At 67.8% G+C, this 14,930-nt stretch carries 12 protein-coding genes; 7 read left to right on the top strand and 5 right to left on the bottom strand.

Annotated features, from left to right (window positions below; translation table 11 throughout):
• Nucleotides 1-32: 32 nt before the first annotated feature.
• Both polX and DIE17_RS00610 read right to left on the bottom strand, forming a co-directional pair.
• On the bottom strand, nucleotides 33-1,826 hold the full coding sequence (polX, locus tag DIE17_RS00615) for a DNA polymerase/3'-5' exonuclease PolX (protein ID WP_124519600.1): 1,794 nt from the start codon (nucleotides 1,824-1,826) through the stop codon (nucleotides 33-35).
• A 167-nt stretch (nucleotides 1,827-1,993) separates the two neighbouring features.
• Nucleotides 1,994-2,386 carry a TraR/DksA C4-type zinc finger protein gene (locus DIE17_RS00610; RefSeq protein WP_124665810.1) on the bottom strand — a complete coding sequence of 131 codons (393 nt, stop codon included), beginning with the start codon at nucleotides 2,384-2,386 and terminating at the stop codon, nucleotides 1,994-1,996.
• A 342-nt stretch (nucleotides 2,387-2,728) separates the two neighbouring features.
• Here DIE17_RS00610 and DIE17_RS37240 point away from each other — a divergent pair, with 342 nt between their 5' ends.
• Nucleotides 2,729-2,902, top strand: coding sequence for a hypothetical protein (locus DIE17_RS37240; protein ID WP_185735353.1), 174 nt, complete (start codon nucleotides 2,729-2,731; stop codon nucleotides 2,900-2,902).
• 73 nt (nucleotides 2,903-2,975) lie between these two features.
• Here DIE17_RS37240 and DIE17_RS00605 read toward each other — a convergent pair whose 3' ends face one another.
• On the bottom strand, nucleotides 2,976-4,367 hold the full coding sequence (locus DIE17_RS00605) for an undecaprenyl-phosphate glucose phosphotransferase (RefSeq protein ID WP_185735352.1): 1,392 nt from the start codon (nucleotides 4,365-4,367) through the stop codon (nucleotides 2,976-2,978).
• 32 nt (nucleotides 4,368-4,399) lie between these two features.
• Nucleotides 4,400-5,182, bottom strand: coding sequence for a Crp/Fnr family transcriptional regulator (locus DIE17_RS00600; protein WP_124484962.1), 783 nt, complete (start codon nucleotides 5,180-5,182; stop codon nucleotides 4,400-4,402).
• 904 nt (nucleotides 5,183-6,086) lie between these two features.
• Between DIE17_RS00600 and DIE17_RS00595 the strand changes: the two genes are divergently transcribed.
• The 6 genes from DIE17_RS00595 (at nucleotide 6,087) to DIE17_RS00570 (ending at nucleotide 12,973) form a co-directional block, all read left to right on the top strand.
• Nucleotides 6,087-6,869 (top strand): Crp/Fnr family transcriptional regulator, encoded by a 783-nt coding sequence (locus DIE17_RS00595; protein WP_185500280.1) that lies wholly within the window; start codon nucleotides 6,087-6,089, stop codon nucleotides 6,867-6,869.
• A 168-nt stretch (nucleotides 6,870-7,037) separates the two neighbouring features.
• A complete protein-coding gene (locus DIE17_RS00590; protein WP_044842951.1) occupies nucleotides 7,038-7,289 on the top strand; it encodes an acyl carrier protein in 252 nt (83 codons plus the stop codon).
• Nucleotides 7,286-8,482 (top strand): acyl-CoA dehydrogenase family protein, encoded by a 1,197-nt coding sequence (locus DIE17_RS00585; RefSeq protein WP_124484964.1) that lies wholly within the window; start codon nucleotides 7,286-7,288, stop codon nucleotides 8,480-8,482. The genes DIE17_RS00590 and DIE17_RS00585 overlap by 4 nt, the downstream gene beginning before the upstream one ends.
• Nucleotides 8,479-9,450, top strand: a complete 972-nt coding sequence (locus DIE17_RS00580; RefSeq protein WP_124570048.1) for an amino acid--[acyl-carrier-protein] ligase — start codon at nucleotides 8,479-8,481, stop codon at nucleotides 9,448-9,450. Before DIE17_RS00585 ends, DIE17_RS00580 begins: the two co-directional genes overlap by 4 nt.
• Entirely contained in the window at nucleotides 9,447-10,502 is a 1,056-nt protein-coding gene (locus DIE17_RS00575) for a DUF1839 family protein (protein WP_124484966.1), read from the top strand. Before DIE17_RS00580 ends, DIE17_RS00575 begins: the two co-directional genes overlap by 4 nt.
• Nucleotides 10,499-12,973 (top strand): glycosyl hydrolase 2 galactose-binding domain-containing protein, encoded by a 2,475-nt coding sequence (locus DIE17_RS00570; RefSeq protein ID WP_124920513.1) that lies wholly within the window; start codon nucleotides 10,499-10,501, stop codon nucleotides 12,971-12,973. The genes DIE17_RS00575 and DIE17_RS00570 overlap by 4 nt, the downstream gene beginning before the upstream one ends.
• A gap of 63 nt (nucleotides 12,974-13,036) precedes the next feature.
• Here the strand turns inward: DIE17_RS00570 and DIE17_RS00565 are convergent, their stop codons facing one another.
• A complete protein-coding gene (locus DIE17_RS00565) occupies nucleotides 13,037-14,428 on the bottom strand; it encodes a sigma-54 dependent transcriptional regulator (protein WP_185735351.1) in 1,392 nt (463 codons plus the stop codon).
• Nucleotides 14,429-14,930 lie beyond the last annotated feature (502 nt).

The raw sequence follows: 14,930 nt of genomic DNA, 5'->3' as shown, positions 1-14,930 counted from the left end.
TTCGGCATGCGTAACGGCGCGCACGTGCGCCGTCACGCGCGCTTCGGGCGGCCGCGCTTCGACGCGATGCTTGTGCCGGTTGTGCCACTCGCACCACTAGCACCCATCGTGCGCGCCAGCAGCGGCCGCAGTTGCGCGAGCGTGCGCGTGTTGAGCACGTCCTGTCGCGTGAGCCACCCGCGCCGCGCCTGGCCGATACCGTATCCAAGATTGTCCAGATCGTCCGCGCACCGCGCGTCCGAGCCGATCGCCACCGCGACGCCGGCCTTGGCGGCCTCGCGGCACCAGACGTCCGGCAGATCGAGCCGCCGCGGGTCGCCGTCGAGTTCGACGAAGCAGTGGCGCGCGGCGGCCGCGGCGAGCACGCTCGGCACGTCGAGTTCGCATGCGTCGCGTTCGCCGAGCAGCCGGCCGGTCGGATGCGCGAGGATCGTGAAATACGGGTGATCGATCGCGCGCAGCATCCGCTCGGTCTGCGCGTCGCCCGGCAGGTCGAAGCGGTCACGTACCGCGCCGACCACGAGATCGAGCCGGCCGAGCACGTCGTCGGCCACATCGAGGCTGCCGTCCTCGCGAATGCCCGCCTCGACGCCCTTCAGCAGCACGAAGTCGTCGAATGACGCATTGAGGCGGTCGATCTCGTCGATCTGCCGTACGAGCCAGTCGGCATCGGTACGGCCGCCGCCGGACTCCGGCGTGCGATCGGTGACGGCCAGATACGCGAGCCCGCGCGCACGCGCCGCGTCCGCCATCGCGCGCAGGCTGTCGCGCCCTGCCGATGCGTCGGTATGCGCATGCAGATCGCCATGAACGTGCTTGCGTTCGACCAGCGCCGGCAGCGCGCCGACGCGCGACGCGTCGATCTCGCCGCGGCCCTCGCGCAACTCGGGCGGCACCCAGTGAAGGCCGATCGCCTCGTAGACGGATGCCTCCGTCGCGCCCGCGATCCGCTCGTCGCCGCGGAATACGCCGTATTCGTTGATCTTCAGCCCGCCGGCCTGCGCGATCCGGCGCAGCGCGATGTTGTGCGCTTTCGATCCCGTGAAGTAGACGAGCGCCGCGCCGAACGCGTCGGCGTCGACGACGCGCAGGTCGACCTGCAGCCCGTTGCCGAGCACGACGCTCGAACGCGTCTTGCCGTTCGCGAGCACGCGTGCGACCTCGCCATAGCCGACGAACGCATCGGCCACGGCGGCCGGATCGCGTGCGGTCACGAGGATGTCGAGATCACCGACCGTCTCGCGGCAGCGGCGAAAGCTGCCGGCCGGCACCGCTTCGCCGACGCCGCCCACCTTGCGCAAGCGCTCGAGCAACGGCATCAGCGATTGCGCGGCATCCGGCAGCAGAAAGCGCTGCGGCTCGCGCTTCAGGCGCTCGTCGAGCGCGTCGAGCAGGTGCGCTTCGGTCTTCGCGCCGAAACCCGGCAGCGCGCGCACGTGCCCGCTCTTCGCTTCGACGCGCAGCTGCTCGAGCGAGTCGACGTGCAGTGCGTCATGCAGCGCCTTGACGCGTTTCGCGCCGAGCCCCGGCACGTCGAGCAGTTCGACGATCGCGCCCGGCAACGCATGGCGCAGCGTTTGCTGCAGTTCGCAGGTACCGGTCGCGGCGATCTCGCGCAGCTTCGCCGCGAGATCGGCACCGATCGATGGAATCCGGCCGAGATCGCTGCCGCTCTCGATCATCGCCGGAATGTCGCGCCCGTAGTCGGCGATCGTACGGGCCGCGTTGCGGTAGGCACGCACGCGGAACGGGTTGGCGCCCTGGATCTCGAGCATGTCGGCGATTTCGGTGAAGACGGCCGCGCACTCGGCATTGTGGATCGGCATGATCGGCGTGGCTCCCTTCCACGTGGATGGCGCCGTGCGCCGGCGTGCCGGCGTCGGCCCGCCCGGCGCCGCATGTCGACGGCGGCGGGTGCCCGTTGGTCATCCTGCGCCGATTGCCCGTGTCGTGCCGCGCGGGGCTCGCTGCTTGCGTGGCCCCTGCACCGACGTCACAGCGATGCGCGCGGTGTCGTCGCGTAGCGCCGCTCGTATATCGACTGGCAATGCGTGCAACGCTCGGCGGTCGGGCGCGCGAGCAGTCGCTCGTAGCCGACCGGTGCATCGCAATCGATGCACTCGCCGTAGCTGCCGTCGCGCATGCGCTGCTGCGCGCGCCCGATCGCGCGCAACTCGGCCAGCTTCATCCCGATCAGCGCGTGATCCATGTCGACGAACAGATCGGCATTGGCCTCGTCGCCCTCGTCCGGCGCCGCGCCGGCAAGCTCCGCATAGGACTCCGACGCGCGCTGGTCCTCGCTCGCCCGGATCTCCGCACGCAACGCCTGCTCGCTCTCGGTCAGCCGTCGCTGCAGCGTCTGCCGTTGTTCTCGATCGAGCGCCATCGCCGTCCCTCCTTTTCCGGGTTCCGCGCAATGAGGCATGCGGCGCGCGGTTGTCGCGCCGGTGCACGGCGGCCCGGGATGCCCGGCTCGTCGTGCCCGGATGCGCGTCCGGCCACATGAAGTGCGGGACGCATTCGACGCAGCATAAACCCAATGCACACGCATGTGTTGACCGGCGTCAGCGCCCGCACCGCCCATCAGAAACCGGGGACTGATGCGAAAACCCCGCGGGGCAGCATTCGTCTGACGCAGCCGCCGTTGAGGTCGATCAATCCCCTGTAAAAAGTTGCGTCGTAGATTGAGAGCATGCGCGGCGAATCCGCGGCTTTCCGGGAGAACGTCATGTTGTTCGGCGTCGTCATCTGGGTGGCCCTTGCGGCCCTGTTCCCGACGATGGTCGTGCCGACGATCCAGCACGCCATCCAGCCGTCGAGCGCGCAAGCCGCGCCCGACGCCAGCCCCGCCGTCTCGCCCGCTGCGTTGCCGGCAGCCACTCAGCCGCCGGCGCACAGCTGAAGCGCGGTTGCGGGGCGCGTCGTATCGAGGCCGGAAGCACGAGTCGACGCTCGATACTTCGCAATCCTCTTCATCAAAATGCGTTGCGCCCGACGAAGCCGCGCACGACCGTCATCAGGATGATCTTCATGTCGAACCAGAAGCTCCAGTTCTGCATGTAGAACAGGTCGAACTTCACGCGCGCGGCCATCGCCTCGACCTTGCGTGTCTCGCCGCGATAGCCGTTCACCTGCGCCCATCCCGTGATTCCCGGCCGGACGCGATAGCGATACATGTAGCAGTCGATCAGTTGCCGGTAGAAGTCGTCGTGTTCGATCGCGTGCGGACGCGGGCCGACCACCGACATCTGGCCGAACAGCACGTTGAAGAACTGCGGCAACTCGTCGAGCGACGTGCGTCGCAGGAACGCGCCGACCGGCGTGATGCGCGCATCGTTGCGCGAGGCCTGTCGCACGATACCGGGCTGTACGCGATGCACGCGCATCGTCCTGAACTTGAGGATATGGAACTCGCGCCCGTCGGCGCCCTTGCGGCGCTGCCTGAACAAGACGGGCCCCGGCGACGACAGCTTCACCGCGATCGCCAGCGCCGCGAGCAGCGGCAGCAGCGGAATCAGCACGGCGCCGGCGAACAGCCGGTCGAACGCGAACTTCGCCCACAGTTCCGGCGCGGAACGCGGCGTGGTCGCGAGGTTGATGGCCGGCATGCCGAGCACATCGGTCGCGGATCGCTCGACGACCGCCATCTGCCGCACGTCCGGCAACAGCCGCAGTTCGACGAACTCGTCGCGCAGTTCGCGCACGATGCGCTGGATGCGTGACTCGTGCGACATCGGCAGCGTGAGCCACACTTCGTCGATCTCGCCGCCGCGGATCATGCGCCGCAACGCGCCCCAGTCGTCGATCACCGGCACGCCGCCGATCCCGTCAGTCGTGGCCGCGGCCGGTGCATCGTCGTCGAACACGCAGGCAGCCGCGAACGGCCCGGCCGGTTCGAGCTGCATGCGCTCGATCGCCACCCGTCCATAAGCGGTCGCCCCGACGACCGCAACCCGCCGCTGCCGCGCGCGCGGATCGCCACGCTTCATCGCCAGCGCGCAGAGTGCCAGCCTGCCGAGCAGCAGTGCCGCGTCGCCGGACAGCACCGTCCGCGCGATCCAGCGCGTCGTGACCGTGCCGCCGCGGTTCATGATCCACATCGTGCCGGCCACCGTCAGCGTGCCCACGCACACGACGGCCACCACCGTGCGCGTCAGCACGGCACCGCCGTCGTGCGGCGACGCCGCGCCGCGCGTCACGCGCACGCTGCGCGGCAACAGCGCGACGGTCAGCACGCACAGCAATGCGACCGTGCCGCGCTGCGCGTCCGACAGATCGTGCCACGCGAGCCCCATCGCAGCCTGCGCGGCGAGCGCACCTGCCAGCACCAGCGCAACGTCGACCGCGGCGATCGCGGCGCGTCGCATCGCATTCGTTCCACCCGCCATCGCATGCATCGTCACACACCGTGCGCGGGGAAACCGCCGTGCAGGTCCTGCATGCGCGGCCGCACCGGCAACGCACGCGCGCCGGCCCGCGTGCCGAGCAGCCGGCGATAGTCCGCGCGAATCAGCTCGTAGCACTCGCATGCCTGGCGCTCGAGACCGTCGCGATCGAGCACGGTGATGCGGCCGCGACGCTGACGGATCAGCCCGGCTTCCTGCAGGTTGCCGGCCGCTTCCGTCACGCCTTCGCGACGCACGCCGAGCATGTTCGCGATCGTCTGCTGCGTGACGGCCAGTTCGTCGCCGTCGATCCGGTCATGCGCGAGCAGCAGCCAGCGGCTCAACTGCTCGCTGACCGAGTGATGCCGGTTGCACAACGCGCTGCGCGAAATCTGCGCCATCGTCGCCTGGCAGTAGTTCAGCAGCAGCCGATACGTCGCCGGCGAACGTTCGAATTCCGAGCGCATCACGCAGGTCGGCACGCGGTAGGCCATCCCGCCGATACGGACTTCGACGCGATTCGATACCGCGGTGCCGCCGACGAGCGTCGCCAGACCGACCACACCTTCGCGGCCGACCACGGCGACCTCGACCATCGCTCCGTCCTCCATCAGGTGCTGCACCGACATCATGGCGGTGGTCGGGAAATGCAGGTGGCGCATCGGTTCCCCGACACGGTCGAGCATGCCGGCCTTGATCCGGACCAGTTCGAGGTGCGGTGCGATGGCACGGATGCTGTCCTCCGGAAGGGCATCGAGGATGGCATTCGCCGAGTAGCTCGAGTGAAGATGAAGCATGTCTGTATCCCTTTTATCGTCCGCGCCGCATGCAGCCGCGTCAGCGGAATTCGTTATCGCGATGCGCGCCCGGACGGCGACGCGGGTTGCGGCCCACAACCCTCGATCCAATCGACCCACAGCGTCTCGCCGCTGGATCGAATCGGCAGTCCCGTTTCGACACGCCCGTTTCGATAAGCGATTTACGTGCCAATACCCGCTCCATCCTTAATATATAAATGACTTGCGATTTAGCGCCCCCGAATAGCCGGTCGAAAACCGCAAAAAACGTCTCATTTCCGGACACCCGCTTGCGTCGCGGACGCAGCCGGCAATTCGACTGATCATTGAGCGCGGGGCCGGCAGTGGAACCGGCAGCGGCGCGGGAGTCTTATCGCTCAATAACTTACACCCGGTTTTCAATTGTTTCCATGATGTCTCAAACGGGCCAGAGTCGCGTGCCGCACGCTCGAATGGTCGTTTGAAACTGTCTCAAATATGAATCGCCGGATTAATTTACAACACTGCAATCAAACGCACATATCTCACGCAACACCATGATTCAATTAATAAATCATACCCGCGAATCTAAATTGTCAAATAATGTTCAATGCATTCTAGATATTTTTCTTGTACGATGCACTTCGTTGCCGGATTGATTCTCGATCAGCACCGAATTCGCGATTCACCCTCCAGTGCAATTAATTCATACGAAGACGATCTTCAAATACCTATAACCTTTTCATTTACCCCAAATCGTCAAACATTGTGAAGTGACGTAATGCGCAATTTATCGAATTGAATTGCGTGCTAGCCTTTTCCGCCATCGGCATTCGAATTTCTATGAACACGAATCCGCACGTGCGTGCTAAATCCCCGTGGATGGCGTCGCGCGATGTGCGATCGTTCCCTACGAGGATCCGCCGTGACCCACCAGGCCAATGACGCCGTCGCCCATGCGAGCGGCATGATCGAGCTTTCCCACAGCTTCGACGCCAACCGGTTCCTCGCGGCCCTCGACCGCGACGAACGCGCGACGCTGATTGCCAACCTCCAACTCGTTCACCTGAAATCGGGCCAGGTGCTGTGCGAACCGGGTGAAATGCTCACCGCGGTCTACCTGCCCGTCACGACGGCGATTTCGCTGCAGTACGTGTCGTCCGGCGGCATGACGCTGGAAGTGGCCGAGATCGGCAGCGAGAGCGTCGTCTGCGACGACGTGATCGGCGGCAGCGGCCGGATGCCGTGCCGTGCCGTCGCATGCCGCGACGGCTTCGTCTACCGGCTCGACCGGCGCATCTTCGCCGCCGCGTTCGACGCGTCGCCGGTGATTCGCCATCTGGTGTTCGTCTGCGTGCGGCTGCTGATGGCCCAGGTCTCGCAGATCACGTTCTGCAGCCGACATCACGTGCTCAAACATCAGTTATGCAGATGGTTCCTGCTCGCGTACGACCGGTCGCGCAGCATCGAGATCCAGATCACCCACAGCATGCTCGCGCAGATGCTCGGCGTGCGGCGCGAGACGGTCACGGATGCGGCCGGGGAGATCCAGAAACTCGGCCTGATCCGTCAGTACCGGAGCTCGATCGAGCTTGCCGACCTTGCGGGCCTCGAGAAAATGTCGTGCGGCTGCCGCGCGATCGTGCGCGACGAGATGAAGCGCATCCTGTCGGCCGACTCGGGCGTGAGCGCCGCGGCACGCGCGTGATGCGCACGGCGTGTCAGCGCACGCGTGCGACGCGAGTCAGCCGATTGTAGGGTGGCGAACAGAACGCCGGGCGTGCGAATGGTCTACTGATGCCGGACTGCCGGGGGGATGTCAGCGCGCTGCGCGCGTCCGCCCTTGCGGACGACACCTCACACGCCGGAGCAGCACGTGAAAAACGAAATCAGAACCATCCTCAAGCACGTCGCCCACCTCGAAGCCGCGATCGACTCGATCGGTGACGGGGATGACCTCTACGAAGCGGGCCTCTCCTCGCTCGATACGATCCAGCTGATGCTCGCGATCGAGAAGCAGTTCAACATCGAGATTCCCGACGAGATGCTGAACCGCAATCTGTTCCGCAGCGTCGACGCGCTCGCGGACACCATTGCGACCCTGCAGCGCGCCGAGCATTCCGCATGAGCGCGCTGCTTCCCGAACTCGCGGCCGACGACGAACCACGCCGGCTCGACGAGGCCGCGCACGCCGTCGCGCAAATCGCCGCCCAGCACGCGGATGCGGTCGACCGGGACGCGCGCTGCCCTGTCGAGGCGATCGAGGCCATGCGTGCGCGCCGCCTGCTGAGCGCAATGGTCCCGACCCGGCTCGGCGGCGCCGGCGCGTCGCTGGCCGACGTCGCATCGGCATGCTCGATCCTCGGCCAGGCCTGCGCGTCGTCGGCGATGGTGTTCGCGATGCACCAGATCCAGGTGGCCTGCATCGTCAATCACGCGGCCGACCAGGGCTGGCACAAGCTGTTCCTGCAACAGCTCGTGCGCCATCAGTGGCTGCTCGCGTCGGCGACGTCGGAGGACGGCGTCGGCGGCAACCTGCGCGCGAGCCAGTGCGCGCTCGAGGCCAACGGCGGCGAATTCCGGCTGCACAAATCTGCGCCGACGATCTCGTACGGCGACTACGCGGACGGCATCCTCGCGACCGCGCGGCGCGACGCCGACGCGCCGGCGTCCGAGCAGGTGCTCGTCACGGTGCTGCGCGACGGCTATACGCTCACGCGCCGCGGCGAATGGGACACGCTCGGCATGCGCGGCACGTGCAGCAACGGCTTCGTGCTCGATGCACAGGGCACGACCGTGCAGTGCCTGCCCGTGCCGTTCGCGCAGATCGCCGAACAGACGATGGTGCCGGTTTCGCACATCCTGTGGGCGGCGGTGTGGATCGGCGTGGCCGGCGACGCGTTCCATCGCGCGCACCAGTTCTTCCGCACGCAGGCGCGCCAGACCGACGGTGCGCCGTCGCCCGCGTCGCGGCGCATCGCCGAATCGCTTGCGCTGATGCAGGCGATGCAGGCCCGCGTCGACAGCGTGCTGCGCCTCTACGCCAGCGCGTCGCCCCGCTCGTGGTCGGCCGGCATGGCCTGGGCCGCCGAGATCAACACGCTGAAGACCTATGTGTCGTCGACCGCGCTCGAAGTCGCCCAGCAGGCGATGATGATCTGCGGGATGGCCGGCTACAAGCACGGCACGCCGTTCAGCATCGGCCGCCACCTGCGCGACCTGCACGCGGCGCCGCTGATGATCAGCAACGACCGCATTGCCGCCAATACCTCGAGCCTGCTGCTCGCACTGCGTCCCGCGACGCTGGAGAAACATTCGTGAACGATCGCCTCTCCGTGCCTTCCGCCGCCACCCCGTCCGACGCGCCGCTCGACCGCGCGGGCGTCAATCCGCTGCGCGACGAGCTGATCGATGCGGGACTGCTCGTGTCGACCGGCATCCAGGGCCTGTTCGGCCGCAGCGAGCGGTTCGAGCGCGTCGTCGAAGCGCTCGACGCCTTCGTCACGCGCCTCGGCGCCGACCAGCAAGCCGAAGTGCTGCGCTTCCCGCCGGCGATGAGCCGCACCGAATTCGAGCGCAGCGAATACATGAAGAGCTTCCCGCAACTCGCGGGCAGCGTGCATGCGTTCTGCGGCGACGAACAGCGGCACCAGCGCTTGCTGCAGTGTCTCGACCGCGGCGAGGACTGGACCGAAAGCCAGAAGCCGACCTACGTCGTGATGACGCCGGCCGCCTGCTATCCGGTCTATCCGGTCGTCGCGCGCGCCGGTGCGCTGCCCGACGACGGCCGCATCGTCGACGTGTTCTCGTATTGCTTCCGCCACGAGCCGTCGCTCGACCCGACCCGCATGCAGCTGTTCCGGATGCGCGAATACATACGCATCGGCACGCCCGAGCAGATCGTCGCGTTCCGCGCGACGTGGATGGAGCGCGGCACACGGATGATCGAGGCGCTGCAACTGCCGAACGCGATCGATCTCGCGAACGATCCGTTCTTCGGGCGCGGCGGCAAGATCGTCGCGAACAGCCAGCGCGAGCAGAACCTGAAGTTCGAGCTGCTGATCCCGATCGAGCACGACGACCGCCAGACCGCGTGCCTGAGCTTCAACTACCACATGGATCACTTCGGGCTGCTGTGGGACATCCGCACCGCGACGGGCGACGTCGCGCATACGGGCTGCGTCGGCTTCGGCCTCGAGCGGCTGACGCTCGCGCTGTTCCGTCATCACGGTTTCGACCTCGACGCATGGCCGGCCGACGTTCGCGACGTGCTGTGGGGTACGCGATGAAATTCGTGTCCCGCGACGGCGAGGACGCGTCGTTCGAGGACGTGCGCCACCGCGCACGCCACTATCGGCCGCACCCGCTGCACAGTCAGGAGATGGTCTGGAAACAGACCAACTGCTATGTCGACATGTGGCTCGAGGTGCTCCGCTGGTGGGGCCTCAACCCGTACGCGGCGCTGCCGTTTACGATCGCGCTCGACTTCGAGGGCGACCAGTTCACGTTCTTCAAGTTTCCGCACGACGAACTGGAGCGGCTGTACGGCATCGTCGTGCAGGAACACTCGATCTACGAGCCGCTCGACCAGCACATCGAGACGCAGGTCGCGCGCGGTCACCTGATGATCGTCGAGGTCGACGCGTGGTTCCTGCCGGACACGCGCGGCAGCAGCTACCGTACGCAGCATACGAAGACGACGATCGGCATCGACTCGATCGATCGCACGCGCCGCCAGATCGGCTACTTCCACAACAGCGGCTATTACGTGGCCGAGGACTTCGACTACAACGGGCTCGTCGGCGGCTGTTCGCCGATGCCGCTGCCGCCGTACGTCGAGTGCGCGAAGCGGCGTTTCGCACCGCTCGACGAGCGCGCGCTGTGCGAGGTCTCGCTCGCGTCGCTGCAGCGGCATCTGCGCCGGCTGCCGGTCGTCAATCCGGTCACGGCGTTCCGGCGCCAGCTGCAGCTCGATGCGAAATCGCTCGCCGATTCCCCGCTCGAACGCTTCCACGCGTACTCGTTCAATTCGGTGCGGCAACTCGGCGCGAACTTCGAACTGTTCGGCCATTACGCGCGCTGGCTGCAGGCGAGCGGCTGCGTCGGGCCGTTCGCCGAGATTCGTACCGCCTGCGACCGCATCGCATCCGAGGCGATGGTGCTGGAGTTCCGGCTGGCGCGGGCGTGTGCGCGCGGCAAGGAAGAGCGCGGCGACGCGACGCTCGAAGCGATCGAAGCGGCTTACGCGGACCTGATCGACTGCGCGCGGCAGATCGCCCCGCCGCTGCAGCACGCGGCGCCCGTGCGCGTCGACGCGGCCGCCGTGCCGTTGGTGCGGTGACGCGCGCGCATGCCGCGCTCGCGTGGTCGCTGCTCGCCACGCCCGCGGGTGCCGCGCGCGGGCCGCTCGATCTTCCGGCCGACGGCTGGATCGCCGCACCCGTCCCCGGCACGGTCGCGCAGGCGCTCGCGCTGGCCGGCCGGGCCGACGATACCGCGTCGCTCGACGAGCGCGACCACTGGTATCGCGTCGAACTGCACGGGCACGGGCCGCGCGTGCTGCGCTTTCACGGCCTCGCGACGCTCGCCGAGGCATGGCTCGACGACACGCCGATCCTGCGCTCGGACAGCATGTTCGTCGCGCACGACGTGCCCGTGTCGCTCGACGGCACGCACCGGTTGACCGTCTGCTTCCGCGCCCTCGCGCCGCACCTGCGCGATGTGCGCGCACCGCGCCGCGCACGCTGGCGCACGCGGCTCGCCGAACCGGCGACGTTGCGCACCGTTCGCACGTCGCTGCTCGGGCACATGCCCGGCTGGTTTCCGCGCTGCGTGCCGACCGGTCCGTGGCGGCCCGTCGACGTGCTGGACCCTGCCGACGGTCCCGTTCTCGTCCATTGCGACCTGCACGCCCGCATCGACGGCGATACCGGCTGGCTCGATGCGGCACTCACATTCGCCGGGCCGCTGCCCGAGGCGTTTGCGGCCCGGCTGTCGTGCGGCGAGCACCACGCGACGCTCGAACGCCGCGGCGCCGACCGGCTCCATGCGACCGTCGCAGTGCCGAACGTGCGCCGCTGGTGGCCGCACACGCATGGCGAACCGGTGCTTTACGACGTCGCATTGCACATCGGTGCCGAACGGCGGCCGCTCGGCGCGACGGGCTTTCGCACGATCGAACTGGACGCGGGCGACGACGGCAAGGGGTTCGGGTTGCGCGTCAACGGCGTGCGCGTGTTCGCGCGCGGCGCATGCTGGAGCAGCGCCGCACCGCTCGCGCTGCACGCCGACGACGCGACCTACGGCCGCCTGCTCGGATACGCGCGCGACGCCGGCTTCAACATGATCCGCGTCGGCGGCACGATGACCTACGAGGCCGACGCATTCCATGCGTGGTGCGATCGGCTCGGACTGCTCGTTTGGCAGGACTTCATGTTCGCGAACTTCGACTATGCGCTCGACGATCGCGCCTTCGCGGACGCCGTCGGTCGCGAAGCCGAACAGTTCCTCACGCGCGTGCGCGCGTCGCCGTCGCTCGCGGTGCTGTGCGGCGGCAGCGAGATTGCGCAGCAGGGCGCGATGTCGGGTCTCGGGCCGAAGCAGCGCTTCCTCGAACTGACCGCCGAGCGCCTCGCCGACCACGCGGCGGCACGGCGGCCCGACGCGCTGTACGTCCCCGACTCGCCCGACGGCGGCGTGCTGCCGTTCATGCCGCGCGAGCGCGTGTCGCACTATTACGGTGTCGGCGCGTACCTTCGCCCGCTCGACGACGCGCGTCGCGCCGACGTGCGCTTCGCGAGCGAATGCCTCGCGTTCGCGAACGTGCCGTGCGATGCGATGCTCGCCAGCCTCGGCTGGCCGGGCGTGCACGAGCCGCGGTGGAAAGCGGCCGTGCCGCGCGACCCCGGCACGTCGTGGGATTTCGACGATATTCGCGATCATTATCTGCAGACGTTGTACGACGTGGCGCCCGACCGCCTGCGGCGCGAGGATCCGTCGCGCTACTTCGAGCTGTCGCGCGCGGTGATCGCGGAACTGATGCGGGACACGTTCTCGGAGTGGCGGCGCACCGGTTCACGCTGCGCGGGTGCGCTCGTCTGGCAGTTCCAGGATGTGATGGCGGGCGCCGGATGGGGCTTGCTCGATGCGGCGCATCGGCCGAAATCGGCGTGGTATGCGCTGCGCCAGGTACTTCAGCCCGTGCAGGTCCTGCTCGTCGACGAAGGGCTGAACGGGCTCGACGTGCACGTGATCAACGAGCGGCCGGCGCCGCTGTCGGCGGCCGTCGAGCTGGTCGCGCTGCGCGACGGCCGCACGCCGCTCGCGCGTGCCGGCGCTCCGGTCCGGATCGCCGCGCACGACACGGTGCGGCTCGATTCGGCCGAATTGCTCGGCCGCTTCTTCGACTGGACCTACGCGTATCGCTTCGGCCCGTGCGAGCACGATACCGTCGTCGCGACACTGCGCGCCGACGACGGCACGCTGCTGTCGCAGGCGTTCTACTTCCCGTCCCGCACGCACCCGGCCGTGTTCGCCCGTCGCGAACCCGGCATCGAGGCATGCGTGTCGCGCACCGGCGACACGTGGCACGTCGACATCGGCACGCGCCACGTCGCACGTCACGTGCAGATCGATGCACCGGGCTTCGTGCCGCGCGACGACTGGTTCGATCTCGCGCCCGGCACGCCGGCGCGTGTCGCGCTCGTGCCGCTCGCGAACACCGGCGGCCATGCTGCCGCCGGCGCGCCGCCGACCGTCGAAATCCGCGCGGTCAACGCCGCGCGAACCGTGCGGGCGGCGTTGACCGGCTGACGCGAGCGGGCGCGGGACCCGGATCACGCACGCGCACACGCTCGCGCGGCCGCACCGCGCGCGTCAGTCCGACGACCCCGTGCTGCGCGGCCGCTCGATGCCGTACGCTTCCATCCAGCGATAGAGCGTTGCACGCGACACGCCGAGCTCGCGCGCGGATGCGGCGACGCGTCCGCGCGTGCGCAGCAGCGCGGTTTCGATCGCTTCGCGCTCGATCGACTTGCGGATGTCGGCCACCGACGGCGACGCCGCGTCGAGACAGTATTCGAGCTCGAGGTCCTGCGCGGTGATCAGGCGCCCTTCCGTCATCACGACCGCGCGCCGCACGCGGTTGATCAGTTCGCGCACGTTGCCCGGCCAGTCATGCTTGTAGAGCGCCGTGATCGCATCCGTCGAAAAGCCGCGCACGCGATGGCGCGCGTCGCCGCGAAAGCGTTCGAGCATGTGATGCGCGAGCAGCTCGATGTCCTTGCCGCGCGCGCGCAGCGGCGGCTGGTCGATGCGCATCACGCAAAGGCGGTGGAACAGGTCCGCGCGGAAACGCCCTTCTTCCATCGCTTCGCGCAGGTCAACGTGCGTCGCGGAGACGATCCGCACGTCGACCGGCACCGGGTCGCTGCCGCCGAGGCGATGGATCGCGCGCTCCTGCAGGAAGCGCAGCAGGCTCGCCTGGCTCTCGTGCGGCAGGTCGCCGATTTCGTCGAGCAGCAGCGTGCCGCCGTTTGCGGCTTCGACGTAGCCGATCTTGCGCGCGTTCGCGCCGGTAAACGCCCCGCGCTCATAACCGAACAGTTCCGATTGCAGCAGGTGGGGCGGGATCGCTCCGCAGTTGACCGCGACGAACGGGCCGTTGCGCCGTTCCGAATGACGATGGATCGCGACGGCCGTCAGTTCCTTGCCGGTTCCCGTCTCGCCGAACACGAACACGGGCGCGTCGGTGCGCGCGAAGCGCCGCACCGTATCGAACAGCCGCAGCATCGCGCTGCAGGTGCCGACGATGCCGTTCTCCTGCGATTCGAGGCGTTCCCGATCGCGCGCGAACAGGCATTCCATTCCGTACGCATGGCCGACCGTATCGGCAATGCGTTGGTGCGACGCGGGCAACGTGATGTAGTCGAAGCAATAGTCGCGCAACAGCGCGCGCACGTTCGGCGAGGCGGTCTGGCCGGTCTCGACGAGCGCGACCCACACGACGTCGCGCATCGACGCGCAGGTCGACGCGATGCTGCCGATCGCGTCGGCGTGACCGCCGCTCAGGTCGAGGATGCCGCAGGTGATTTCGCCGGAGGTATCGCGCAATTCGCTGGCGTGCGCGACGAGCGTCACTTTCCAGTCGCGTCGCGCGAGTTCCTTGCGCAGCATGACGGACGGCGTCTGGGTCCAGTAAATCAGAGGACGCTGCCCGGTAATCCTCTCCCCGCCGGCGCTCTTATCGCGCGTTATTGGCATATTCATAGCGAACCATCACTTTCTCCACTCCGCGAACCGTTCGCGTGCGCTGCGGCCGGCGGCGCATGGCCACCTGTCCGCGCCGCGTTTCCGCAGCCTTGGCGAAGATCGAAACTGCACACGGCGAGAGCCCCCGGAGGTCGAGCCGAATGTCATCCGGCCTCGTTGTCATCGAACTCGAAGGGAACGCGCGGCCGCGGGAGCCGCGGCGTTCCGGCTTTCATACGACGCGCCGTCAGGCGGAGCGCGTCGGCAAACGGGATTTCCGTCCGCATTTGCGTCGCGTCGTACACGACAGCCGCGCCCGATGCTGAACCGGATGGCCGCCAACCCGCTTTCGGAATGGTGGCCTCATTTCATCCGTTCCTGAATCTACACCCCGTATCGAGATGGCCTTGTTACTAAAAGATAAAATCGATTCAGCCGATTACGCTGCCGCCCCGGCGCGCGCGGCGCGCGTTTAGCGCCTCAGATTTGATTATCCACGACCATTCCCGTCTATCAGTGC

Source organism: Burkholderia sp. Bp9099 (assembly GCF_003857805.1).
GTDB lineage: Bacteria > Pseudomonadota > Gammaproteobacteria > Burkholderiales > Burkholderiaceae > Burkholderia.
The sequence above is the reverse complement of the archived record's forward strand: the minus strand, read 5'-3'. Positions and strand labels throughout refer to the sequence as shown.